This is a genomic window from Galbitalea sp. SE-J8, assembly GCF_030345695.1.
GTDB lineage: Bacteria > Actinomycetota > Actinomycetes > Actinomycetales > Microbacteriaceae > JAUASV01.
Window position 1 is genome coordinate 46664 of the sequence record NZ_JAUASV010000020.1, and the last position, 22763, is coordinate 69426.

At 73.3% G+C, this 22763-nt stretch carries 24 protein-coding genes; 12 read left to right on the forward strand and 12 right to left on the reverse strand.

The genetic code is table 11. The features are described 5' to 3' along the window. Positions 1 to 3: 3 nt before the first annotated feature. Positions 4 to 1452 (reverse strand): MDR family MFS transporter, encoded by a 1449-nt coding sequence (locus QT381_RS12555; RefSeq protein ID WP_289249372.1) that lies wholly within the window; start codon positions 1450 to 1452, stop codon positions 4 to 6. 74 nt (positions 1453 to 1526) lie between these two features. On the opposite strand from QT381_RS12555, the gene QT381_RS12560 reads away from it, so the two are divergent. Both QT381_RS12560 and QT381_RS12565 read left to right on the forward strand, forming a co-directional pair. Then, positions 1527 to 2120 (forward strand): TetR/AcrR family transcriptional regulator, encoded by a 594-nt coding sequence (locus QT381_RS12560; RefSeq protein ID WP_289249373.1) that lies wholly within the window; start codon positions 1527 to 1529, stop codon positions 2118 to 2120. A gap of 136 nt (positions 2121 to 2256) precedes the next feature. After that, positions 2257 to 3291, forward strand: coding sequence for a carboxypeptidase regulatory-like domain-containing protein (locus QT381_RS12565; protein ID WP_289249374.1), 1035 nt, complete (start codon positions 2257 to 2259; stop codon positions 3289 to 3291). Between the two features lie 67 nt (positions 3292 to 3358). On the opposite strand, the gene QT381_RS12570 is transcribed toward QT381_RS12565, so the two are convergent. Both QT381_RS12570 and QT381_RS12575 read right to left on the reverse strand, forming a co-directional pair. Further along, on the reverse strand, positions 3359 to 3844 hold the full coding sequence (locus QT381_RS12570) for an FBP domain-containing protein (protein WP_289249375.1): 486 nt from the start codon (positions 3842 to 3844) through the stop codon (positions 3359 to 3361). Between the two features lie 240 nt (positions 3845 to 4084). Continuing rightward, positions 4085 to 4651 carry a TetR/AcrR family transcriptional regulator gene (locus QT381_RS12575; RefSeq protein ID WP_289249376.1) on the reverse strand — a complete coding sequence of 189 codons (567 nt, stop codon included), beginning with the start codon at positions 4649 to 4651 and terminating at the stop codon, positions 4085 to 4087. Between the two features lie 96 nt (positions 4652 to 4747). On the opposite strand from QT381_RS12575, the gene QT381_RS12580 reads away from it, so the two are divergent. The 5 genes from QT381_RS12580 to QT381_RS12600 all read left to right on the forward strand — a co-directional run bounded on the left by QT381_RS12580 (position 4748) and on the right by QT381_RS12600 (position 8511). Then, positions 4748 to 5641, forward strand: a complete 894-nt coding sequence (locus QT381_RS12580; RefSeq protein WP_289249377.1) for an SDR family oxidoreductase — start codon at positions 4748 to 4750, stop codon at positions 5639 to 5641. An 85-nt stretch (positions 5642 to 5726) separates the two neighbouring features. Next, positions 5727 to 6749 (forward strand): isopenicillin N synthase family dioxygenase, encoded by a 1023-nt coding sequence (locus tag QT381_RS12585; RefSeq protein ID WP_289249378.1) that lies wholly within the window; start codon positions 5727 to 5729, stop codon positions 6747 to 6749. 15 nt (positions 6750 to 6764) lie between these two features. Beyond that, positions 6765 to 7328, forward strand: coding sequence for a mismatch-specific DNA-glycosylase (locus tag QT381_RS12590; protein ID WP_289249379.1), 564 nt, complete (start codon positions 6765 to 6767; stop codon positions 7326 to 7328). 78 nt (positions 7329 to 7406) lie between these two features. Beyond that, the gene (locus QT381_RS12595; RefSeq protein WP_289249397.1) at positions 7407 to 8189 is read left to right on the forward strand and encodes an AzlC family ABC transporter permease; all 783 of its coding nucleotides are present in this window, start codon (positions 7407 to 7409) and stop codon (positions 8187 to 8189) included. Beyond that, a complete protein-coding gene (locus tag QT381_RS12600) occupies positions 8167 to 8511 on the forward strand; it encodes an AzlD domain-containing protein (RefSeq protein WP_289249380.1) in 345 nt (114 codons plus the stop codon). Before QT381_RS12595 ends, QT381_RS12600 begins: the two co-directional genes overlap by 23 nt. Positions 8512 to 8580: 69 nt before the next feature. On the opposite strand, the gene QT381_RS12605 is transcribed toward QT381_RS12600, so the two are convergent. From QT381_RS12605 to QT381_RS12615, 3 genes are all read right to left on the reverse strand, one after another. Next, positions 8581 to 8853 carry a hypothetical protein gene (locus tag QT381_RS12605; RefSeq protein ID WP_289249381.1) on the reverse strand — a complete coding sequence of 91 codons (273 nt, stop codon included), beginning with the start codon at positions 8851 to 8853 and terminating at the stop codon, positions 8581 to 8583. A gap of 137 nt (positions 8854 to 8990) precedes the next feature. Further along, a complete protein-coding gene (locus QT381_RS12610; protein WP_289249382.1) occupies positions 8991 to 9632 on the reverse strand; it encodes an NADPH-dependent F420 reductase in 642 nt (213 codons plus the stop codon). Positions 9633 to 9761: 129 nt separating this feature from the next. Beyond that, entirely contained in the window at positions 9762 to 10028 is a 267-nt protein-coding gene (locus tag QT381_RS12615; RefSeq protein WP_289249383.1) for a hypothetical protein, read from the reverse strand. Positions 10029 to 10604: 576 nt separating this feature from the next. Here QT381_RS12615 and QT381_RS12620 point away from each other — a divergent pair. Continuing rightward, entirely contained in the window at positions 10605 to 14372 is a 3768-nt protein-coding gene (locus QT381_RS12620; protein ID WP_289249384.1) for a lamin tail domain-containing protein, read from the forward strand. A 19-nt stretch (positions 14373 to 14391) separates the two neighbouring features. Here the strand turns inward: QT381_RS12620 and QT381_RS12625 are convergent, their stop codons facing one another. From QT381_RS12625 to QT381_RS12635, 3 genes are all read right to left on the reverse strand, one after another. Beyond that, entirely contained in the window at positions 14392 to 15258 is an 867-nt protein-coding gene (locus QT381_RS12625) for an NYN domain-containing protein (protein ID WP_289249385.1), read from the reverse strand. Positions 15259 to 15337: 79 nt separating this feature from the next. Then, entirely contained in the window at positions 15338 to 16993 is a 1656-nt protein-coding gene (locus QT381_RS12630) for a sensor histidine kinase (protein WP_289249386.1), read from the reverse strand. Positions 16994 to 17003: 10 nt separating this feature from the next. Further along, the gene (locus QT381_RS12635) at positions 17004 to 17450 is read right to left on the reverse strand and encodes a hypothetical protein (protein ID WP_289249387.1); all 447 of its coding nucleotides are present in this window, start codon (positions 17448 to 17450) and stop codon (positions 17004 to 17006) included. Between the two features lie 182 nt (positions 17451 to 17632). Between QT381_RS12635 and QT381_RS12640 the strand changes: the two genes are divergently transcribed. Further along, a complete protein-coding gene (locus tag QT381_RS12640; RefSeq protein ID WP_289249388.1) occupies positions 17633 to 18268 on the forward strand; it encodes a hypothetical protein in 636 nt (211 codons plus the stop codon). Between the two features lie 41 nt (positions 18269 to 18309). Here the strand turns inward: QT381_RS12640 and QT381_RS12645 are convergent, their stop codons facing one another. Continuing rightward, a complete protein-coding gene (locus QT381_RS12645) occupies positions 18310 to 18771 on the reverse strand; it encodes an NUDIX hydrolase (RefSeq protein ID WP_289249389.1) in 462 nt (153 codons plus the stop codon). A gap of 38 nt (positions 18772 to 18809) precedes the next feature. Here QT381_RS12645 and QT381_RS12650 point away from each other — a divergent pair, with 38 nt between their 5' ends. From QT381_RS12650 to QT381_RS12660, 3 genes are all read left to right on the forward strand, one after another. Beyond that, positions 18810 to 19118, forward strand: coding sequence for a thiamine-binding protein (locus tag QT381_RS12650; RefSeq protein ID WP_289249390.1), 309 nt, complete (start codon positions 18810 to 18812; stop codon positions 19116 to 19118). Further along, complete coding sequence (locus QT381_RS12655; RefSeq protein WP_289249391.1) at positions 19118 to 19609, forward strand: GNAT family N-acetyltransferase; 492 nt, start codon at positions 19118 to 19120, stop codon at positions 19607 to 19609. The genes QT381_RS12650 and QT381_RS12655 overlap by 1 nt, the downstream gene beginning before the upstream one ends. A gap of 114 nt (positions 19610 to 19723) precedes the next feature. Continuing rightward, the gene (locus tag QT381_RS12660; protein WP_289249392.1) at positions 19724 to 21460 is read left to right on the forward strand and encodes a class I adenylate-forming enzyme family protein; all 1737 of its coding nucleotides are present in this window, start codon (positions 19724 to 19726) and stop codon (positions 21458 to 21460) included. 112 nt (positions 21461 to 21572) lie between these two features. On the opposite strand, the gene QT381_RS12665 is transcribed toward QT381_RS12660, so the two are convergent. Next, entirely contained in the window at positions 21573 to 22370 is a 798-nt protein-coding gene (locus tag QT381_RS12665; protein WP_289249393.1) for an alpha/beta fold hydrolase, read from the reverse strand. Between the two features lie 98 nt (positions 22371 to 22468). Then, positions 22469 to 22763 (reverse strand): hypothetical protein (locus QT381_RS12670; RefSeq protein WP_502877519.1); only part of this gene is annotated, 295 nt, incomplete at its 5' end.

The following is a 22763-nucleotide window of genomic DNA, read 5'->3' on the forward strand; positions in this document are numbered from 1 at the left end:
GGGTCAGGGCGCAGCGACCTCGGCGGCGGTGCCCGTGCGCTCGGCCGCGGCATCCGTCGCCTCGGCGCGCCCCTCGGGCTCACGCGCCGGCCGGCCGGGCAGCACGAACGAGAGCGCCGCGGCGACGCCGGTGAACCCGACGGCCCACCAGAACGCCTGCTCGAAGCCGGGCACCGGGCCGGCCGAGCCCACCGACCCCGCCAGGATGACGGCGAGCAGGGCCACGCCCACCGCTCCGCCGACCTGCATCGTGATGCGCGTGATGATGCTCGCGTGCGGCACGTCGGCGCGCTCGAGACCCTGGAAGCCGACGGCCATGAGCGGGATCGTCACCGCACCGAGGCCGACGCCGCGCACGAAGAGCGCCAGCAGCAGCCACCACTGCGCGGTGGAGGCGTCGGCGAGCGCGAACGGCACGGTCGCGAGCCCGACGACGACGAAGCCGACCACGGCGACGACCCGGGCGCCGAGCCGGTCGTTGAGACGTCCGGCGAGCGTGCGGCTGACGAGCGTGCCGACGCCCTGGGGGATGAGCAGCAGGCCCGCACCGAGCGCGTCGACGCCGCGCAGCTCCTGCCAGTACAGCGGCAGCAGGAGCATCGCGCCGTAGAGCGACGCGCCGGTCAGGAACAGCAGCGACGCGGATGCCGCGAGCGGCCGGTGGGCGAGCAGGCGCAGGTCGACGAGCGCGCGGTCGCGGCGGCGCAGCGCCCAGGCGATGAACGCGCCGAGCAGCACGACGCCCGCGACGATCGGTGCCCACACGTCGAACCGGCCGAGACCGCCGTCGCGGCTCACGTTCGAGAGGCCGTAGAGGACGCCGACCACGGCCGGGGAGAGCAGCACGAGCCCGACGGCGTCGAGGCGTGCGCGCGTGCCGGGTCCGTCGGCCGGCAAGAGCCGCCACGCGAGCACGAGTCCGACGATCGCGAACGGCACGTTCACCCAGAACAGCCACCGCCAATCGGCCACGCCGAGGATGAGGCCGCCGATCACCGGTCCGAGGATCGGGCCGAGGGCGGTCGGCAGGCTCACGACCGCCATGAGGCTGCCGAGGTTGCGCCCGCCCGCGGCCTGCATGAGCAGCGTCGTGAGCAGCGGCATCATCGCGCCCGCACCGATGCCCTGCACGGCGCGGAAGGCGATGAGGCTCGGCGCGTCCCACGCGAGGCTGCACAGCACGGAGCCGAGCAGGAACACGGTGAGCGCGATCATCCAGAGGCGCTTGCCGCCGAGCCGGCCCTGCAGCCAGCCGACGAGCGGCACGGTCACGCCGAGCGCGAGCAGGTACGCCGTGCTCACCCACTGGATGGTCTCGACGGATGCCGACAGCTCCCGCCCGAGGCTGTGCAGCGCCACGCTCACGATGGTCGAGTCGAACAGGGGGGCCATCGCGCCGACGACGAGCGCGATCGCCATGCGCGAGAGGGAGGGATCGAGCCTGGGAGCCACGGATGCCGCCTTAGATACGTTTATGTTTCTTATTGGACGGTGCCGATCGTAGGGCGTCGCGATAAGATACGCAAGTGGACCTTGTGAGGACGCGCCGGCGCGGCGAAGAGCTCGACCGGGCACTGCTCGACGCGGCGTGGGCGGAGCTCAGCGAGCACGGCTATCCGGCGTTCACGATCGACGCCGTGGCATCCCGGGCGGGCACCAGCCGCCCCGTGCTCTACCGGCGCTGGCCGACGAAGACCGACCTCGTGCTGGCCGCGATGAAGCACGCCGGACTGTTCGAACGCCGGCCCCTCGCCGACACGGGCTCGCTGCGCGGCGACGTGCTGCAGGCACTGCACGACTTCAACGAGACCCGATCGGGCTTCATCGCGACGATCAGCGTCTACCTCGCCAACATCGCCTCCGACACCGGCCTCAGTCCCGCCGACCTGCGCCTGCGCATGCTCGACGGACGGCGCAGAGGCCCGCGGATCTTCCTCGAACGCGCCGTCGCGCGCGGTGAGATCCCCGCGGCCGACTGGCCGCCGGGCATCGTGTCGCTGCCGTTCGACCTGTTCCGGCAGGACGTCCTGATGACGCTCGCACACGTGCCGGAGAAGCGCATCCTCGAGATCGTCGACGAGATCTTCCTCCCGCTCGTCACGCGTGCGCCCGGCCCGTGATCGGCGGGAGAGCGTCCGGGCAATCGGCGAATGCTCTGACCATCGGCGCGTCCTGCTGGCGTGTCCCCCGTTCGGGCGTCTAGCGTCAATGAGCGGACTCGCAGCACGGCGGTCCGCTCGATGAAAGGCTCCCACCATGCCCCGACTGAGAATCCCTGTCACGATCGGAGCCATCGCGCTCCTCGCCGCTGGCAGCCTCGTGCCGGTGATCAGCGCCACAGCCGCCGATCCGACGTCCACCCCGACCGAGACGTCCACCCCGACCCCGACCCTCACGGACACCCCCAGTCCGACGCCCACTCCGACCGAGACCGCGTCGCCGACCACGATCACGACCTCCGTCTCGGCGAACCCGGTCGCCGAGAACTCGGTGGTCACGGTCACGGTCGCCCTCGCCAGTGCGGGCGACACGACCGGCGGAACCGTGGAGCTGCTCGCCGACGGCGCCTCGCAGGGCACGGCCCCCGTCGTCGCGAACGCCGCGTCGTTCGCGTTCCGCACCCAGAACGCGGGGGTGCACACGCTCACCGCGAGCTTCGGCGGCACGGCGACCGCGAGCGCGGTCACCGCCGACACCCAGTACACCTCGATCGCGGCCACCCGGGTCACCGTCGTGGGCCACATCCGTGACGCCGCGAGCGGCAAGGGGATCAAGGGCGCGCGCGTGAGCGTCACCCCGACCGTCGCCGGCCACGGCGTCGCGTCGAGCGTGCTCACGAGCGCGACCGGTCGCTTCGAGCTGAGCGTCGTCCCCGGCCAGTACACGCTGCGCGCGGTGCGTGCGGCGAAGTACTACGTGCCGTCGTCGGCCTTCGTCCACGACTTCGCGGCCGGGAGCCGCGTGCGCATCAACAAGCGCATGAGCATCGGCGGCCAGATCTCGGGCCGGGTCTACGACCCGTCGGGGGGCAAGCTCGCGAACGTCGCGGTCGCCCTGCAGCGTCCGGGCACCGACGACACCGTCGTGGCGAGTGCGGTCACGGACTCGACCGGCGCGTACTACCTGCGCGGCCTGACCCCGGCGACCTACACGATTCGCTACACCGACCTGTCGGGCACGTACAAGACCGAGTACTTCGACAGCGCCGACTCGAAGGCGACCGCGGCAGCCGTCTCCGTGGCGTACCGCCAGAAGGTCACCGGCAGGAGCGCAGTGCTCGCCGCGAAGTAGCGGCGCAGCACGCGAACACGAAGCGGGCGGGGCGCGTGCCCCGCCCGCTTCGCCGTTCCTGGCGCGCTCAGCCCTCGACGAGCGAGCGCGCGAGGTTCGCGATCCGCGTGCGCAGGCTCGCCATCCGCTCCTGCCGCGCCGCCTCGATGTCGAAGCCGAGGTAGGCGGGCGGCGGGGGCTTGCGCACGTTCGCCGAGCACTGGAAGTCGGCGCAGATGAGCGTGCCGACCGTGTCGCCGTTGCGGCCCGCCGGCCCCGGGCGCTTCGCGCTGTAGAACACGACCTCGTTCGGCAGGGTCACGTCCTGGCAGAGCGCGCACTGGGCGCGCGTGCGGTACGAGGCCTCGGCCTGCCGCAGCAGGATGCCGACCGGCCCGTCATCCGTCGGGATCACGACGTAGGCGCGGCGGGCGATGCGGCGATCGCGCCAGCCGAGGTAGTCGAGCGCGTCCCAGTCGACCGCGTCGAGGTCGGGGAGCGACAGGTCGCTCAGTTCTTTGCGCGACGCGTTGATGAACGCGCCGCGGATGGTCTTGTCGTCCAGGGGGAGCATGGTGCACACCAATCGATCCGGCCCGCGGGATGCGGGCGCGCGGAAAAGGGGGGACCGCGGCGTCCGTGGAGAACGGATGCCGCGGCGGCCCGTCCGTTCGGACGGGCCCGGATCGGGGTGCGACTACCTCGTGCCGGCGGGTGTTCCGCCAGCGACCTCCTCACGCCCAGCGGGCGTCGGGTGCGGGTAGTGCGTGGTCACGACGTCCACGATACGCCCGGACGGCCCTCGGCGCCCGCGTCAGGAGGCCGCGAGCGCTCGGAGCGCGGCGAGACCCTCGCGCTCGAGCTCGACGAGCGTGCGCGTCTCGTCGGGCGCGATCCAGCGGGCGAACGCGAAGCGGAACACGGCGATCCCGGCGTCAGCGGCGAGGCGGGCGGATGCGGCATCCGTTCCGCGCGCGGTGAGCGCGGCGGCGAGGGAGTCGCTGAGGTGCGCCATCTTGTGCAGCTCGCGCTCCTGCAGGCTCGCGTGCGCGGCGATGACGATCCCGCGACGCCGGGACCACGGGCGACGCTCCTCGCTGAAGAAGTCCTGCGCGCCCTCGAGGGCCGCGGCGACCGCCTCGAGCGGGGGAGTGCCGGGCGGGGTCGCGGCGAGCGCGTCGAGGAACAGCTCCTCGAACCCGTCCGATCCGACGAAGAGCACCTCGCGCTTGTCGGTGAAGTGGCGGAAGAACGTGCGCTCGGTGACGCCGGCGCGCGCCGCGATATCGGCGACAGTCGTCTCGTCGAGTCCGCGCTCGACGTAGAGGTCGAGCGCGGCGGCGGCGAGGCGCCCGCGCGCATCCGGCTCCCATCGACCCACGGGCTCCAGTGTAGTGATGACAGCCACTGACATTCGAGTGCTACCCTGATGACAGCGACTGACATCATCGGTCGTCGTTCTCGAAAGGAGCGCACCATGCGCGTATTCGTCACCGGAGCATCCGGCTGGATCGGCTCGGCCGTCACCGATGAACTGCTCGCCGCCGGCCACGAGGTGGTCGGCCTCGCCCGGTCGGACGCCGCGGCGGCATCCGTCGCCGCGAAGGGAGCCGCCGTGCAGCGCGGCGACCTCGACGACCTCGACAGTCTGCGTGCCGGGGCCGAGGGGGCCGACGCGATCGTGCACCTCGCCTTCAAGCACGACTTCTCGAACTTCGCCGAGTCGGGCCGGGCCGAGCGCGCCGCTGTGGAGCTGTTCGGCGAGCTCCTCGACGGCACCGGTCGGGCGCTCCTCCTCGCCTCCGTCGTCGCGGGCCTCACGTCCGGTCGCGCAGCGACCGAGGACGACGCCAATCCGTCCGCCGGACCCGACGCGCCGCGCGGCGGCGCCGAGAACCTCGCGCTCGGCTTCGCCGAACGGGGCGTCCGCGCGGTCGCGCTGCGCTTCTCGGCGACCGTGCACGGCCGTGGCGACCACGGCTTCATCGCCGAGCTGTCCCGCGTCGCGCGCGACCGCGGCGTCGCGGCCTACGTCGGGGAGGGCACGAACCGGTGGGCTGCCGTGCACCGCCTCGACGCGGCGCGCCTCGTGCGGCTCGCGCTCGAGTCGGCGCCAGCGGGTGCGATCGTGCACGCGGTCGCCGAGGAGGGCGTCGCGACCAGGGACATCGCGACGGAGCTGGGCGCCGCGCTCGGACTGCCCACCGCATCCGTCGACCCCGAGGATGCGGCCGAGCACTTCGGGTGGATCGCCCGTTTCTTCGCTCTCGACCTGCGGGCGTCGAGCGCGCTCACACGAGCCCGGTTCGGCTGGGAGCCGACGGGGCCGAGCCTCGCCGACGACATCCGCGCCGGGTACTACACGCGCTGAGCATCGTGCGGAGCGAGCCCCGAGAGCTGCCGTCAGCTCGTGTAACAGTCCAGCGCCGCCCCCGCACGCGTAGTTGACTGGGAGCATGGCCCTCGACGCGCTTCCGATCCTCGACCTGTCCGACCTCGACCGCGGCGAGGAGTCCGCGGCGGCGTTCCGCGCGCGCCTGCGCGAGGTCACGCACGACGTCGGCTTCTTCTACCTGGTCGGCCACGGCATCCCGCAGCAGCTCATGGCCGAGCTGATCGCGACGTCGAAGCGGTTCTTCGCGCTGCCCGAGGCCGAGAAGCTCTCGATCGAGAACGTGCACAGCCCGCAGTTCCGGGGCTACACGCGCAAGGGCGCGGAGTTGACCAACGGCGAGACCGACTGGCGTGAGCAGATCGACTTCAGCACCGATCGGCCCGAGGTGCCGCGCGGCGAGGACGTCGCCGACTACTGGCGCCTCGAGGGGCCGAACCTGTGGCCCGCGGCGCTGCCCGAGCTCAAGGATGTCGCCGACCGCTGGCGCGACGCGCTCACCGTCGTCGCCGACCGGCTGATGCGCACGTGGGCGCTCGCCCTCGGGCAGCCGGAGGATGTCTTCGCGGACGCGTTCCGCGACCCCTACCTGCTGTCGAAGATCGTGCGCTACCCGGGCGTCACCGAGCCGGGCGCGGACCCGGCGCAGGGGGTCGGCGCCCACCGGGACGGCGGCGTGCTCACGCTGCTCTACGTCGAGCCGGGCAAGGGCGGACTGCAGGTCGAGCACGAGGGGGAGTGGGTCGACGCCCCCGCCGTCGACGGGGCGTTCGTCGTCAACGTCGGCGAGATGTTCGAGCTCGCGACCGACGGCTACCTCAAGGCGACCCTGCACCGGGTGATCTCCCCGGTGGTGGGCGACGAGCGCATCTCGGTGCCCTACTTCTACAGTCCGCGGCTCGACGCGCGCATCCCGCACCTCGAGCTGCCGGCCGAGCTCGCCGCCCAGTCGCGCGGCGTCTCCGCCGACCCGACCGAGAGCCCGATCCTCGAGGTCTTCGGCGAGAACGTGCTGCGCTACCGGCTGCGGGCGCACCCGAACGTGGTCGAGGTGCAGCACCCCGACCTGCTCGCGCGCCAGGCGTAGCGCGGCCCCCCGGGAGTGGGATTCACCCGCGCCGAGCTGCTGGCGTTCCGCGACGCGACCGTCCCCGACCTCGTGCGGCCCGGGCTCGGGCTGCTCTTCGTCGGCATCAACCCGGGCCTGTGGACCGCCGCGACGCGGACCCACTTCGCCTATCCGGGCAACCGGTTCTACCCCGCGCTCGCGGCGGCGGGCATCCTCGACCGGGTGCCCGACTTCGCCCGCGGGTTCGACGACGCCGATCGCGCGGCGTTCCTCGACCGCGGGCTCGGCATCTCCAACCTCGTGCACCGGGCGACGGCGCGCGCCGACGAGCTGAGCCGGGACGAGCTGCGGGAGGGCGCGCGACGCCTCGAGACGGATGTCGCGGCATGGCATCCGCGCGTCGTCGCGATCGTGGGCCTCACCGCCTACCGACAGGGATTCGGCCGCGGGAGGGCGCGGGTCGGCCGGCAGGAGGAGCGGCTCGGCGGCTCGGAGCTGTGGGTGGTGCCCAACCCGAGCGGGCTCAACGCCCACGACACGGTCGCGACGCTCGCGGCGGCGTACGCGGAGCCGGCGCGCGCCGCGGGAGTGATCTGACCGGTCGCTCCGCGCGGGCCACCGGGCGCGGATCGGACCGGTGGTAGCGTCGGCGCCTGCTGCGAGACTGACGACGTGATGACAGCGGAGCCGAGCCCGGTGCGGGCGGCCGTGACCGCGGGCACTCGCGACGCCGGTCTCGTCGTGCTCGGCTACATCCCGTTCGGACTCGCGAGCGGCGCCGCGATGGCGCACACGGATGTCGCGCCCGGCATCTCGATCGCGTCGTCGTTCCTCGTCTACGCGGGCGCCGCGCAGCTGGCCGCGATCCAGCTGCTCGGTGCGGGCAGCGGCATCGCGATCGTCGTGGCGACCGTGCTCGTCGTCAACGCCCGGCACCTGCTGTACAGCGCGAGCCTCGAGCCGCACACCCGGGACTGGACGCGGGGTCAGCGCCTCGCGGGCGCGTTCCTGCTCGCGGATCCGATCTTCGCCCTCGCGGTGACCCGGTTCGAGCGATCGGACGAGCGCCGGGCCCGCATCGGCTACTACTTCGCGGCCGGCCTCACGTGCTATCTCGGCTGGGGGGCGCTCGTCGTGGCGGGCGTGCTGCTCGGCGGACTCATCCCGCCGAGCGTGCCCCTCGAGCTCGCGGTGCCGCTGACCTTCCTGCTGCTGCTCGTGCCGCTCGTGCGCGACCGCGCGGGACTCGTCGCCGCGGTCGTGGGCGGTGCGGTGGCGCTCATCGCGCGCCCGCTGCCCTACGGCGGCGGGCTGCTCCTCGGCGCCCTCGCCGGCATCGTGGTCGGCGCCCTCGTGCTCGGGCCCGAGCGCCCGGGGCGCTCCGATCCGGACGCGCCGACGACGGGTGCGCCGACGACGGATCCATCGACGACGGATGCGGCGGGCAGCGGTGCTTGACGCGATCGCCATCGTGCTCTCCGGCGTCGTCACCTACCTGACGCGCGTCGTGTTCCTCGTGGATCGCCGCATCCGTCCGCCGGGCCGCTCGCTGCGCTACCTGCCCCTCGTCGGACCGGCGGTGCTCGGGGCGATCGCGGTGCCCGGCATCCTCGCGCCGCTCGGGGTGATCTCGTTCGCGCAGACCGCCCCGGCGGTCGTCGCGGCGGTCGTCGCGGTCGTTCTGCAGCGCCTGACCCGCCAGCTCGTGGTCGGCCTCGTCGCGGGACTCCTCGTCTGGTGGGGCCTCGTCGCGCTCCTCACCGCCGCGGGCTGGCGCTGAGGGGACGCATCCGGTGGTTATGGGGGCGCGCATTCCGACCGGATGCGTCCCCTGAGCGGATGGCGCGGGCTAGTCCGCGGCGGCGGCCGGGTCGATCGAGTCGGACTGGACCGTGGCCCGCCAGCCGACGCGGGGGTCGCCGCGGAACGCCGCGTGGCGCATGCCGCACTCGGCGAGCCGGCGCTCGACCTGCTCACGTGCGCCCGCGTCGAAACCCGCGGCGTAGACGACGAACTCCTCGAGCGTGCGCCCCGTGTTCGTCTGCACCGAGAGCCGCAGCTCGCCGGGCACGGCGTCGGGACGCACGAGCGCCTGGGTCGCGGTCGGGTGGCGGGTCGGCATCGGTTCGATCCTGCCAGCACGCGTGCCGATCGGCGAGGCGTGCGGACGGCGGCGGGGCGCGGACGGCGGCGAGGCGCGCGGACGGCGGCACGCGCGCGTGCCGATCGGCGAGGCACGCGGGCCACGCCGTGGCGGGCCTACACGGTGCGCGGGGCTCTCGCGAGGCTCGCCTCGAGCTCCGCGCGGTTCTCGCGCACGACGTAGGCGGGCCGGCCGCGCTCGACGCGCCACGACTCGCTGAGCGGGCTCACGTCGACGGTGTCGAAGCCGGCCGCGTCGTAGAGGTCGGTGACGAACCGCACGGCATCCGGGAAGTCCGAGCTCGTGGCGAGCGCGCGCCGGTTCGGCGTGCCGGCGGGGGAACCATCCGTCGTGATGTCGGCGGCGTAGAGGTGGTTGAAGGCCTTCACGACCTTCGACTGCGGCAGGTGCGCCTGGAGGAGGCCGCTCACGGTGGCCTCGCCGCGGTCGAGCGCGGGGATGCGTCCGTCGCGATCGACGTAGTAGTTGTCGGTGTCGAGCACGATCTTGCCGGCGAGCGGCTCGACCGGGATCGCCCCGATCGCCCTGAGCGGCACGGTCACGACGGCGACCTCCGCGGCCCCGGCCGCCTCCGCGGCGGTCGCTGCCCGGGCGGACGGCCCGAGCTCTGCGACGAGCCCGGCGAGCGTCTCCGGTCCGCGGGAGTTGGCGATGACGACCTCGTGGCCGAGCCGGGTGAAGACGCGGGCGAGCTGCGAGCCGATGTGGCCGGCGCCGATGATTCCGAAGACGGTCATACGCGGTGCAACGTCGCTCGCCCGTGCGGGCATTCCGCCACACAGCGAGGCCGCCGCCGGAGCTGTCGCTCCGACGACGGCCCGTGCCCCGCGAGGGGCTGCTGTCGTGATCCGCCGCGCGTCACGGGGTCACCGCCGGGGAACCGTGAGGTGCAGCGTGCGCTCCGCGGCGCGCTCGCGCGCCAGGCGCGCGAGGCGCTGCTCGTGCTGCGACGCGAGGCGCTCGCGCTCGGGCGCGGGGCGCACCGTGCGGCGGCTCCACGTGATGAGCGCGAGGCCCGCGCGCAGCGCGAGCCGGTCGAGCAGGCCCACGCGGCGCGTGCCGGCGGCGTGCACGGCATCGTGCGGGGGGTGGGTGGTGGTGGTGCGGCTCTCGCGAGCCAGGGTGGTGTTCATGGTTGTGGTCCTCACCAGGGCGTCCGCGGCAGCGCGGACGACGGAGCGCGCCGGTGCGATCGCACCGGCCGCGCGGATGGGGCTCGCCGCGAACGGCGAGACGGGCGACCCGTGGCCGACCCGTCGTGAACGGGACGAGGAGCGCGGGGGCGCGATGCGCATCCGCTCTCCGGAAGGGGTGCTTCCGCGTCGTCACCGTCTGAGCGGCGGCGACGCGAGCGCGTCGGAGACCGTCAGTCGGTGAGGACGCCGAAGAGCCCTGCGGTACGTGCACGGGTGATTCCCGTGAATGCGTTGATCATCATCGCCAGGCTCCTTTCTGCGAATCGGCGTGCCGCCTACCGTAGCGACCTTCCCTCGGGCCGCACAAGGGCGGATCCCGGCGTGTCGCAGGCCAATCGCCGAAGCGTGGACCGGATGCCCGCGCGGCCTGGACCGGATGCCCGCGCGTCACCGCGCCGTCGCCCGCGCGTCACCCGGGTCGCACCATCCGTTCACCCGCGCGTCGCCTCCCGGGGCGATGCTCGGCGAGGCCGCGACGACTGCGGTCGAACCGTCGTGCTGGAAGGCCCCCGAATGACCCGACGTTCCGTCGTCATCCCGCTCCTCGTCGCCCTCGTCGCGGCACCGCTCGTCGGCGTCGCCGCCCCGGCGTTCGCGGCCAACACCGACATCAAGATCAACGAGGTCGAGTCGAACGGCGGCACGCCGGTCGACTGGATCGAGCTGACCAACGTCGGCGCCGCGAGCGTCGACGTCTCGGGCTGGATCCTCAAGGACAACGACAACGGCCACGCGCTGGCCATCCCGGCGAACACCTCGATCGCGCCCGGCGCTTTCCTCGCGGTCGACGTGGACGTCGCGGGCGGGTTCGGCCTCGGCGCCGACGACTCGGCGCGCGTGTTCCTGCCGAACGGCACCACCCTCATCGACCGGTACGACTGGACCAGCCACGCGTCCACGACGTACGCGCGGCAGCCGGACGGCTCGTTCGCCACCTCGCTCGTGCCGACCAAGGGCGCCGCGAACATCTTCACGCCGGCCGACGCGATCCGCATCAACGAGGTCGAGTCGAACGGCGGCACGCCGGTCGACTGGATCGAGCTGGTCAACCTCGCGTCGATCCCGATCGACGTGTCCGGCTGGATCCTGCGGGACAACGTGCCGACGGATGCCGTGGCGATCCCGGCGGGCACGTCGATCGCGGCGAACGGATTCCTCGCGGTCGACGTGGACGTCGCGGGCGGGTTCGGCCTGGGCGGCGCGGACTCGGCGGTGCTCGACCTCGCCGACGGCACCACGCAGGTGGACAGCTACAGCTGGACCAGCCACGCCGCCACGACCTACGGCCGGTGCCCCGACGGCACGGGCGCCTTCGTCACGACCGCGTCGTCGACGAAGAGCGCGGCGAACGACTGCCCGGCGGTCGGACCGACGCCCGCCCAGCTCGCGGTGAAGATCAACGAGGTCGAGTCGAACGGCGACACGAACGACTGGGTCGAGCTGAAGAACACCGGCGCGACGAGCGTCGACATCTCCGGCTGGATCCTGCGCGACAACGTCGACACCGACGCCCTCCCCGTCCCGGCGGGCACGACGCTCGCACCGGGCGCCCTGTACACCCTGAACACGGATGACGCGGCCAACTCGGGGCCGGCCGACTTCGGGCTCGGCGCCGCGGACTCCGCCCGGCTCTACCTGCCGAACGGAACCACGCTCATCGACGAGCGCTCCTGGACCGCGCACGCGAGCGTGACGCTCGGCATGTGCACCTCGACCGCGACGTGGGGGCCGACGACGGTCTCGACGAAGAACGCGCCGAACATCTGCGCGCCCGAGGACGGCATCCGCATCAACGAGGTCGAGTCGAACGGCGACACGAACGACTGGGTCGAGCTGTACAACGCGGGCCCGACGGGCGTCGACATCTCCGGCTGGATCCTGCGCGACAACAAGGACACGGATGCCCTGCCGGTGCCGGCGAGCACGACTCTCGCCCCCGGCGCGTTCTTCACGCTCGTCACCGACGACGCCGCGAACGACGGCACGCCGGCGAACTTCGGGCTCGGGGCGCCCGACAGCGCCCGGCTGTTCCTGCCGGACGGCACCACGCTCATCGACGGCTACGCCTGGGACACCCACGCGGGCACGACGTACGGGCGCTGCCCGGACGGCACCGGGGCGTTCGTGACGACCGTCGCCTCGTCGAAGGGCGGCGCCAACGCGTGCACGTCCGGCGGCGGCGACCCGACCCTGCCGCCCGAGGACGGCCCGGCGGCCCGCGCCGACGCGCTGCCGTGGCCCGGCGGCGAGACGGTGACGACCGTGGACGATGCCGGCACGTTCAACCAGGACGCGAGCGGGGCGATCTTCGACCCGAGCGATCCGGCGGTGCTCTGGCTCGCCCAGAACAAGAAGGGCACGCTCTGGAAGCTGCGCTGGAACGCGGCCACCTCCACGTACCAGCCCGACACGGCATCCGGCTGGGGCGCGGGTCGCGACCCGCACTTCACCGACGGCGGCCACCCCGACACGGAGGGACTCACCCTCGGGCCGGACGGCGACGTCTACGTGACCTCCGAGCGCGACAACGACCACAGCAACGTGAGCCGCATCGCCGTGCTGCAGCTCGACCCGGCCACGGGCGACGCGACGAACGGCATCACGGCGACGCGCGAGTGGAACCTGCAGTCCGACTTCCCGCAGGTCTCGCTCGCCTCCTCGGCGGATGCGAACCTCGGCCCGGAGGGCATCACCTGGGTGCCGGACAGCTACCTCGTGTCGCGGCACTTCCGCACGAGCACGGGCGCGCTCTACGACCCGGCGGCCTACCCCGGCCACGGCACCGGCCTGTTCGTCGTCGCGCTCGAGAAGGACGGCGGGCTGTACGCCTTCGCGCTCGGCGACGACGGGACGCACGCGCTCGTCGCGTCGATCCCGAGCGGCTTCCCGACGATCATGGACGTCGCGTGGGACGCCGACCAGCAGGTGCTGCGCGCGACGTGCGACAACACGTGCAACGGCCAGTCGTCGCTCCTGACCGTCAACTCGATCACCGGCGACTTCGAGCTGCGCGCCGTGTACGCGCGTCCGTCGGGGCTGCCGAACTACAACAACGAGGGCTTCGCGGTCGCCGCCCAGTCGACGTGCGCCGACGGCGTGAAGCGCGCGGTGTGGACGGACGACGGCGACGACGACGGCTTCTCGCTGCGCGCCGGCACCATCTCGTGCACGGTCCCCGCGTTCGAGGACGTTCCGAACACGCTGTCGGCGACCCCGACGCCGACCGTCTCGGGCACCGCCGCGGTCGAGTCCACCCTGACGGCGACGCCGGGCGAATGGGCGCCGAGCCCGGTGGACCTCGCCTACCAGTGGAACCGCGGCGGGGTCGCGATCGACGGGGCGACGTCGAGCACGTACACGCTCACGGGTGCGGATGCCGGAGCGGCGATCACGGTCACCGTCACCGGAACGAAGCCGGGCTACACGCCGGTCTCGAGCACATCGGCGGCGACCGCGCCGGTCGCGGAGGGCGTGCTGTCGGCGACGCCGGTTCCCGGCATCGTCGGCTCTGCGCGCGTGGACTCGACCCTCGTGGCCGTCCCCGGCGCGTGGGCGCCGGCCCCCGTGACGCTCGCCTACCAGTGGAGCCGCGGGGGCATCCCGGTCGGCGGGGCGACGTCGAGCACGTACACGCTCACGGGTGCGGATGCCGGAGCGGCGATCACGGTCACGGTGACGGGCTCGAAGCCCGGCTACGGTGCGGTGTCGAGGACCTCGGAGGCCGCGGCGGTCGCGCCCGGCGCGCTGCTCGCCGGATCGGTCTCGGTCGCGGGCAAGGCGAAGGTCGGCAGCACGCTCACCGTGGCCACCGGTTCGTGGGGACCGGCCGGGATCGCGCTCTCCGTGCAGTGGCTGCGCAACGGCACGGCGATCGCCGGCGCGTCGGGCACCGCGTACACCCTCGGCGCGAAGGACCGCGGTGCGGCGATCACCGTGCGGGTGACCGGTCAGCTGGCCGGATACGCCCCCGTCGTCGTCACCTCGCGGCCGACGGCCACGGTCGCCGCCGGCAGCCTCGGCTCGGTGCGGCCGACGATCGTCGGCACGCTGAAGGCGGGCAAGCGGCTGACCGCGAAGGTCGGGAAGTGGAAGCCTGCTGCCGTGAAGCTCAGCTACCGCTGGTATCGCAACGGGAAGCCGATCGCGCGGGCGACCCGGTCGAGCTATACGCTGAAGTCCGCGGACCGGGGGAAGCGGATCGTGGTCAAGGTGACCGGATCGCGCGCCGGCTACGCGAGCGTCAAGCGGGCCTCGGTGACGAAGCGGATCGCCGCGCGCTAGGCGCACGCGGAGGGGGGCCTCATCGGTCGCGCAGACGCAGCATCCGCTCGGTGCCGTCCTCGCGCATGTCGATGAGGCCCTCCCGCGACTTCACGAAGTCGGTGAACGAGCGGAACCCGAGCGCCTTCTGGCTGAACGAGCCGTCCATCCGCACCATCTGGTTCTTGACGCTCGACGCGTGCAGCCAGTCGTCGGTGTCCTCGCGAGCGTGGCCGACCCGCATCGCCCGCACGAGCAGCTCGGTCGCGCGATCCTGCGGGTCGGCGGGGCGCACGAGCTCGTCCTCGGGCTGCTCCGGGTCGGGCTCGGGGGGAGCGGGCGCGGGAGCGGGCGCGACGCCGGGCAGCTCGTCGTAGCTCGCGAACTCGTCGCACGCGCTCGCGAGGAACCGGCTCGTCGATCCGGCGACGCCGATGCCGACGACGTATCGTCCGAGCCGTCGACTGCGCTGGGCGAGGGCGATGTAGTCGCTGTCGCCGGCGACGATCACGACGTGCGTGATGTCGCCGAGGCGGAACAGGTCGTCGACGACGTCGATGGCGAGCCGGATGTCGGCGCCGTTCTTCATGCCGGCGGTCGTCGTGAACAGCTGCACGAGATCGACCGCACGATCGATGAGCTGCGAGCGGTAGCTCGCGTTGATCGCGGCGGACCAGTCGGCGTACGCCTTCGAGATGACGACGGTGCCGAACGACGAGGCGTAGTCGAGGATCGCGCCGATGTCGACCTGCGCCTCGAGGGACATCCGGCGCACGTCGTCGTCGGTCGTCGAGCGCACGCGCCGGGAGATGAACTGCCCGCGCCCGTGCACCTGGTCGAAGCGCGAGATGACGATGTTGTCGAAGTCGATGTAGACGGCGACGCGTGCGTCTGTGGCATCCGGCATGCGCCCAGTCTGGCCCCCCGCGCGACCCGGCGGGCCGATCTGGCAGATTGCACCCGTCGAGCCGGCCGAGACGCTCGCGTCAGGGCAGCGCCGGGGAGCCCGGCGGAGGCGAGAGCGGGAGCACCACGGTGAACGTCGACCCGGCGCCCGGCGCGCTCACCACGCCGACCTCGCCGCCGTGGCCCTGCACGATGCGCCGCACGATCGACAGCCCGAGCCCGGCGCCGCCGATCGCGCCGCCCCGCACCGACTCCGTGCGGTAGAACCGCTCGAACACCCGCGGCTGCTCGTCCTCGGCGATGCCGATGCCGTCGTCGGCGACGCTCAGCGTCATCCGCTCGTCGTCGTTGTCGAGCACGAGGCGCACGTGGCCGCCGCGCGGCGTGTACTTGACCGCGTTCGTGAGCAGGTTGTCGATGACCTGCGCGAACCGGTTCTGGTCGATCGTGGCCTCGAACGAGGGGCACAGCGCGCAGGTCAGCTCGAGGCCCGCGCTCTCGGCACGGATGCGGATCGCGCCGACCGCCTGCTCGGCGATCCGGGTGACCTCGGCGGGGCGCGCGCGCATCGTCACGGTCTCGTCGGCGACGTGCAGCAGGTCGCCGATGCGCATCATGAGCTGCGTGGCGTTGCGCTGCACGATGTCGAGCTCGCGCTGCACGCCCAGGGTGCCGGCGTCGACGGAGTCCTGGATGACCTCCAGGTAGCCGATGATCGACGTGAGCGGCGTGCGCAGCTCGTGCGAGACGCCCGCCAGGAAGTCCTCGCGGGCCCGGATCGCATCCGTGAGCTCGGTGACGTCCTTGGAGACGAACGCGCTGCCCAGCAGCACGCCGTCGGCGCGCACCACGGGGCGCGCGGAGACGAGCACGGAGTGCTGCGCCCCCGGTTCGCCCACCCAGTGCAGCCGGGAGTCGAAGTACTCCCCGCGCAGGGCCTGCGCGATCATCTGGTCCTCGGGGCCGAGCGGCGTGGTGCGGTCCGCGCCGAACACCCGGGTGCCCGCGAGGGTCTCCGGATCGACGCGCGAGCGCTCGACGAGCTCGCGGAACGCCGAGTTGGTGAACGCGAGGGAGCGGTCGGACCGCACGAACGCCGTGCCCGCGTCGATCGCCTCGAGCACCGTGAGGATGACGGTGTTCTGGTCGTCGGCGGCGACCACGGCGTCGCTCAACCGCTTCTGCGCGCGGGTGAGCAGGATGGCGGCGCCGTAGACGCCGACCGCGACGAGCGAGATCGCGACGGCCGACACGAGCAGACCGACGACCTCGAGGGGAGCGAGCGCCGCGTCCGCCCGGATCGAGGCCGGCACGAGCGCGACCGCGAACGTCGAGAGGATGCTCGCCGCGAGACCCGCGATGCCGAAGCAGTACGCCATCACGACGATGGGGATGAGCTGCAGGAGGGCGACCTCGGGCACCCGGCCGTCGAGGTCGACGAGCACGACCACGAGCGCGGCGATGTCCACGAGCGAGGTGGCGAGGCCGGTGTACTCGGCCCGCGCCTCCCACGGCACTAGGTACAGCACGCCGGTGACGACGGCGACGACCGCCCACGGGATCGCGACGAGCACGGATGCCGCCGCGGCATCCGTCAGCAGGATCGTCCCGAGGGCAACGGTGAGCAGAACGGCGAACGGCAGCTGGGAGCGCGTCACCATGGTGCGCCGGCCGGCCGGGGTGCTGCGCGTGCCGAGCGTGCGCAGCGCGTCGCCGAGCACGGCGCGTCGCGTCACGGCCACGACGTCACGACCAGACGTCGAGGCTGCCGGGTTCCTGCTCCAGGTCGGCGAACACGCGCTTGCGGCCGCTCACGCGATAGGGGAGCACCGCGTCGACGGGCGCGCCGTCGCGGTGGGCGAGCAGGACGCTCACGGCATCCCACTCGTCGTCGGCGACCGAGTCGAACACGATCGCCACGGCGCGATAGCTCGCGGAGGTCTCGCGGATGGCCTCGAGCAGGGCCTCCACGGCCTCCTCCTCGTCCATCTCGACCTCGTCGCCCTCCTCGAGCTCCTCGACGTCGGGGCCGGCCTCGAGCATCGCGAGCTCGTCGTCGTCGTCGGGACGATCGGCCTCGATCGCCAGGGCGAAGGGGAAGAAGCCGCCGTCCTCCTCGAGCGATGTCGTGGCGCGGTCGAGCGCGGTGTCGAGGAGCTGCTGGATCTCGCGCGAAGGAAGCGACTCGGCCATGCCCCCAACGGTATCCGCCCGCGACCACGCGTGGGAACGCCGAGTGCTCAGTTCGCGCCGGCGATCGTGACGCCCGTTGTGGGGCCGGACCTGTGGGGCCGGATCGCCGGCGCGCACGAGCGACCCGCCTGGTCGTGCCAGCATGGACTCACCCCACGACCGAAGTGCCCCCCGAGAGACCGATGACCCAGCACAGCGCCGCGGGCCGCCGATTCCGCACCCCGCCGGGCTGGCCGCCCGCCCCCGAGGGCTGGACCCCGCCCCACGGCTGGGCGCCACCCGCGCACTGGCCGGCGCCGCCGGAGGACTGGCGGTTCTGGGACGAGCCCGCGGGGAGCGGCGGCGTGCTCGCGCTGCCCGCGACGGCGAGCGGTGCGACGGCGAGCGGTGCGACTGCGCGCGGTGCGACGGATGCCGCGCCCACCCGGCGCGAGCGTCGGCGCGTCGAGCGCGAGAGCGAGCCCGAGCCGCCCGACAGCGTGCTGCCGCCGCGGGCGTACGTGCCGCTCGAGCCCCTCGCGGAGATCGATGTGCGCGCCCTCGGCCGCAAGGCCGGGATCGAACGGCTCGAGGCCGACCGGCGCGCGTGGCACGACCGCGCCGAGGAGCTGAACCGGCGGCTGCACGAGCGCGACGCCCAGGTCGAGCTGCTCGGCGCCATGAGCGTCGTGGAGCGCGAGGCGCGCGGTGCCGAGCTCGCGGACGAGGTCGCCGAGTGGGCGAGCGCGCTCGACGTCGTGCGCGCGGAGGTCGCCGCGGCGCGGGCCGAGCTCGAGGGCCTCGGCGGCGCGGGGCGCGAGCGCAGCGCCGTCCGCTAGCCGGCCGTCGCGGGTCCGCGGCTCGCGGCTGGGGACCGCGGTCAGCGGGTCAGGAGCGCCTCGAGCGCGTCGATCGCGGACCGCTGGCCGACCACGAGCCGATCCCGCGCCTCCTCGAGGCGGAACCAGGCCACCCGGTCGATCTCCGGGAACTCCCGCTGCTGCCCCGAGCGCGGGGGCCATTCGATCGAGAACGTGTTGCTGTGCGCCTCGACGGGCACGGCATCCGACTCGGCGGCGAACACCGTCACGATCTTGCCCGAGGCGTAGCGGAACGACCCGAGCTCGACGTAGTCGGCAGCGGGCGCGGGCGTGCCGACCTCCTCCGCGAACTCGCGCAGCGCCGCGTCGAGCGGCGCCTCCCCGGGCAGCAGCGTGCCCTTCGGGATCGACCAGGAGCCGCTGTCGCGGCGCGACCAGAACGGGCCGCCCATGTGCCCGAGGTACACCTCGGGGCGCGGGCGGCGGCGGTACACCAGGATCCCCGCGCTGTGCTCCGCCATGCATCGACCGTAACGCGCCGCTCTGGCAGGCTGGCTCCATGCTCCTCGCCTTCTCCGTCGCGCCCACCACGACCGCCGACGCCGACGGCTCCGTCTCGGATGCTGTCGCGGCCGCCGTGCGCATCGTGCGCGCGTCCGGGCTGCCGAACCGCACGGACGCGATGTTCACGACGATCGAGGGCGACTGGGACGAGGTGTTCGCGGTCGTCAAGGCGGCGACGGATGCGGTGGCCGCCGTGAGCCCGCGCGTCTCGCTCGTCATCAAGGCCGACATCCGTCCTGGCCACACCGGGCAGCTCGACGCGAAGGTCGAGCGCGTCGAGCGGATCCTCGCCGAGGGCGACTGATGCGCCTGCGGGACGCCGAGGAGCGCGATCTCGACGCGATCCTCGCGATCCACAACCGCGCCATCCGCGAGTCGACGGCGCTGTGGACCGACGACGAGGTGCCGCGGGCCGATCGCGAGGAGTGGTTCGCGCGGCAGGCCGAGGACGGCTCGCCGATCCTCGTCGCCGAGGTCGACGGGGACGTGGCCGGCTACGCCAGCTACGCCCAGTGGCGGTCGAAGCACGGCTACCGGTTCAGCGTCGAGGACTCGATCTACCTCGCCGACGGCCACCGGGGCCGCGGCTACGGCCGCGTGCTGCTGACCGAGCTCATCGACCGGGCGACCGCCGCGGGGCACCACGTCATGCTCGCCGACATCGAGGCGGGCAACGTCGCGTCGATCGGGCTGCACGAGAGCCTGGGCTTCGTGCGCTCGGGTCTGCTGCCCCAGATCGGCTTCAAGTTCGGCCGCTGGCTCGACCTCGCGATCCTCACGCGCACGCTGGCCTGAGCGGGCGCGGCGGCGGGAGTATCGTCCCATTTCGAGCCGCCCCGAGTGCTCACAGCCCCGACCGCGACTCGCCCGGGCACGTCCGTGCCCGCGGACAGCGAGAGGAGAAGCGCGATGACGTACGGCGAAGGCGGAGTGACCGGGACGAGCAACCGAGTGGCGTACGACCCGAGCGCGTTCCGGGAGGTGTTCGAGCACTCGTTCACGTATCTGAACGGGTTCGAGCGCAACGCCCACCGGTACGCGGACCGTCGCGCACTGTCGGAGCCCGCGAGCGGCCGCACCTGGACGTACGCGCAGCTGCAGGACACCGTGCTGCGGGTCGCGGGCGGCCTGCACCGCCGGGGCGTGCGCGGCGGCGGGCTCATCATGGTCGAGCTGTTCAACTCGCCCGAGATCGCGATCTCCTACCTCGTCGGCCAGACGCTGCGCGCCGTGTTCTCCCCGACGAACTTCCGGCTCGCCCCGGGCGAGGTCGCCTACATCGTCGACGACTCCGTGCCCGACGTGCTCGTCTACGACACGAGCCGCACGACCGAGATCGAGCAGGCGCTCGCGGCCGCCGGCCACCGTCCCGAGCTGCTCGTCGCGGTCGGCGCCGGGCCCGTCGTGGACGGCTCGGTGCGCTGGGACGAGCTCGCGGCATCCGCCCCCCTCACGGTCGACGAGCGGGCCGAGGGCGCGCGGGGCCTGCCGCCGGCCACGACCTACGACGAGACCACGCGCCTGTACACCTCCGGCACCACCGGGCGGCCGAAACCCGTGCCGCTGCCGAGCCTCGTCGAGGTGATGAGCGCCCACGACGTGATCATGCACTTCCCGCTGACGCCGTTCGACAAGACGCTCAACATGACCCCGCTGTTCCACCGCGGCGGCCTGTACTCGGGCGGTCCGAACCCGGTGTTCTACGTCGGCGCCGAGAACGTGACGCTGCGCCAGTTCGACCCGGACGTCGTGCTCGACCTCGTCGAGAGCGCGCAGCTCACCTACGTGATCGGGGCGCCGGCGACCCTCATCGCGCTCGCCGACAAGCAGGAGGCCCGGGCGCGCGACCTCGGCACCCTGAAGGGCATCGTGACGATGGGCGCGCCGCTCGACCGCGCCACGGCGCTGCGCGTGCAGCGCGTGCTCACGCCGCGCATCTTCAACGGCTACGGCACCACCGAGACGTTCTGGAACACGTTCCTGCGCCCCGAGGACCTGCCGGCGGGCGCGGGCAGCGCGGGTCGCGCATCCACGGATGACGACGTCGCCGTCGTGCAGGTGTACACCGACCGCCTCGCCTCGCCGACCGACACCGTGCGCAAGGACGGCAGTGAGATCGGTGAGTTCGCCGCGCGCACCCTCAAGAGCGGCTACTCCTACCTGAGCCCCGAGCTCGACGCCGCGAAGTTCCGCGACGGCTGGTTCTACCCGGGCGACCTCGCCACCTGGGACGAGAACGAGCTCGTCACGATCGTCGGCCGCAAGGACGACATGATCATCTCGGGCGGCGAGAACGTGCACCCGGTGCAGGTGGAGGGGGTGCTCCAGGAGCACGACGGCGTCGCGGACTCCGTCGTCGTGGGCGTACCCGACGACCGCTGGGGCGAGCTCGTGGTCGCGTACATCGTGCGCGTGCCGGGGGTGCTCGCCGAGGACGACGCGGATGCCGCCGCCGAGCTCGAGCGGTTCGCCTCGACGCATCCCAACCTGGCCCGCTTCAAGCGGCCGCGCGCCTACCGCTTCGTCGACGCGGTGCCGTACAACGCGACGGGCAAGAAGGTGCACTACCTCGCGAAGGCGGACGCGGAGCAGGACGTGCGTGACGGACTGTTCGTGTCGCCGCCGGCGGAGCGGCCCGGCGCCTGACCTGCCGGGTGCCCGACCTGTCGGGTGCCTGACCTGTCGGGTGCCTGACCTGCCGGGTGCCCGACCTGTCGGGTGCCTGCCGACGGCACGCTGTGGAGGGGGCCCGCGGCGCCTACGCTGGGCCGCGGGCGCCGGATGCCGCCAGGAACGCGATCCCGTCGCGGCGGAAGTGGTGCGAGACCGGCGCCGTGAAATGGTTGCGGGCCGGGATCGGCACGAACGCGCCGAGCGGCGCCGCGTCGGCGAGCGCGCGGCTGCGCTCGATGATCGGGTCCTCGGTGCCCGTCGCGAGCAGCAGCGGCTGTCGCGGCGGGTCGGCCGGGTCGGGCTGGACCGCGTCGTTCTTCATGCCCTCGACGAGCGCGACGAGCGCGACGAGGTCGTTGCCGGGGATGCGGTCGGCCATCGTCACGTAGGCGTTCGTGAGCCGGTCGCCGACGGGCGTGCCGTCGTCGAGGTAGGCGCGCGCCGCATCCGTGTCGAAGCGGGTCAGCGGCTGGCCGTCGGGGACGCCGCCGAGCACGGCGCGCGGGATGCGGTGCGGCAGGTCGAGGCACGCCTGCCAGCCGACGCGCCCGCCGAGCGAGTAGCCGAGGTAGGCGGCCTCGTCGAGCATGTAGGTGTCGAGCACGGTGAGCACGTCGGTGACGAGCTGCGTCATCGAGTACGCCTCGGCGCGGTGCGGTTTGTCGCTCGCTCCGTGTCCGCGCTGGTCGAGCGCGACGATGCGCATCCCGGCTCGATCGAGGTCGCGTGCCCAGCCCGTGTCGAACCAGTTGACGATCGCGCTCGACGCGAAGCCGTGCACCGCGAGCACCGGGGGAGCGTCGGGATCGCCCCACTCGTAGGTCGCGAGACGGATGCCGTCGGTCGCGATCACTCCTCGCGGGGTCGGGGACGCGGCTGCCACCCGTCGATCATTCCACCCGCCGGGCGCGCCACTCGTCCCTGGGTCGCCTCGTCGCGTCTGCTGACGTTCGGGACGGCTCATGCCGCGCGCGCCGGGCATCAGCCGTCCCGAACGTCCGCAGAAGCGCGCTCGCGCTCGGCCTGGGCGGTCGCGCGCTCGGCTTCCGCGCGGGCTGCGCGGGCGGACGCGTCGGCGCGCCGCTCCGCATCCGAGCGGCGCTCCGCCTCGGCGTGCGCCTCGTCGCACTCCGCCTCGAGCGCGGCCACCCGCGCCCGGGCGTCGTCGAGCCGGTCGCGCGCGTCGTCGAGCCGGTCGCGTGCCGAGCCGGCCTCGCGGCGGGCCCGGTCGGCGGCGCGCTCCGCCCGGTCGGCCGCGCGCTGGGCGTCCCGGGCG

What these genes read in the sequence shown, in the direction of transcription:
- QT381_RS12615 (WP_289249383.1), bottom strand. Translation starts at nt 10,028, where the DNA reads ATGAACACCACCCTGGCTCGCGAGAGCCGCACCACCACCACCCACCCC.
- QT381_RS12645 (WP_289249389.1), bottom strand. Translation starts at nt 18,771, where the DNA reads ATGGCGGAGCACAGCGCGGGGATCCTGGTGTACCGCCGCCGCCCGCGC.
- QT381_RS12655 (WP_289249391.1), top strand. Translation starts at nt 19,118, where the DNA reads ATGCGCCTGCGGGACGCCGAGGAGCGCGATCTCGACGCGATCCTCGCG.
- QT381_RS12585 (WP_289249378.1), top strand. Translation starts at nt 5,727, where the DNA reads ATGGCCCTCGACGCGCTTCCGATCCTCGACCTGTCCGACCTCGACCGC.
- QT381_RS12650 (WP_289249390.1), top strand. Translation starts at nt 18,810, where the DNA reads ATGCTCCTCGCCTTCTCCGTCGCGCCCACCACGACCGCCGACGCCGAC.
- QT381_RS12570 (WP_289249375.1), bottom strand. Translation starts at nt 3,844, where the DNA reads ATGCTCCCCCTGGACGACAAGACCATCCGCGGCGCGTTCATCAACGCG.
- QT381_RS12565 (WP_289249374.1), top strand. Translation starts at nt 2,257, where the DNA reads ATGCCCCGACTGAGAATCCCTGTCACGATCGGAGCCATCGCGCTCCTC.
- QT381_RS12595 (WP_289249397.1), top strand. Translation starts at nt 7,407, where the DNA reads ATGACAGCGGAGCCGAGCCCGGTGCGGGCGGCCGTGACCGCGGGCACT.
- QT381_RS12610 (WP_289249382.1), bottom strand. Translation starts at nt 9,632, where the DNA reads ATGACCGTCTTCGGAATCATCGGCGCCGGCCACATCGGCTCGCAGCTC.
- QT381_RS12625 (WP_289249385.1), bottom strand. Translation starts at nt 15,258, where the DNA reads ATGCCGGATGCCACAGACGCACGCGTCGCCGTCTACATCGACTTCGAC.
- QT381_RS12605 (WP_289249381.1), bottom strand. Translation starts at nt 8,853, where the DNA reads ATGCCGACCCGCCACCCGACCGCGACCCAGGCGCTCGTGCGTCCCGAC.
- QT381_RS12620 (WP_289249384.1), top strand. Translation starts at nt 10,605, where the DNA reads ATGACCCGACGTTCCGTCGTCATCCCGCTCCTCGTCGCCCTCGTCGCG.
- QT381_RS12640 (WP_289249388.1), top strand. Translation starts at nt 17,633, where the DNA reads ATGACCCAGCACAGCGCCGCGGGCCGCCGATTCCGCACCCCGCCGGGC.
- QT381_RS12600 (WP_289249380.1), top strand. Translation starts at nt 8,167, where the DNA reads ATGCGGCGGGCAGCGGTGCTTGACGCGATCGCCATCGTGCTCTCCGGC.
- QT381_RS12635 (WP_289249387.1), bottom strand. Translation starts at nt 17,450, where the DNA reads ATGGCCGAGTCGCTTCCTTCGCGCGAGATCCAGCAGCTCCTCGACACC.
- QT381_RS12660 (WP_289249392.1), top strand. Translation starts at nt 19,724, where the DNA reads ATGACGTACGGCGAAGGCGGAGTGACCGGGACGAGCAACCGAGTGGCG.
- QT381_RS12580 (WP_289249377.1), top strand. Translation starts at nt 4,748, where the DNA reads ATGCGCGTATTCGTCACCGGAGCATCCGGCTGGATCGGCTCGGCCGTC.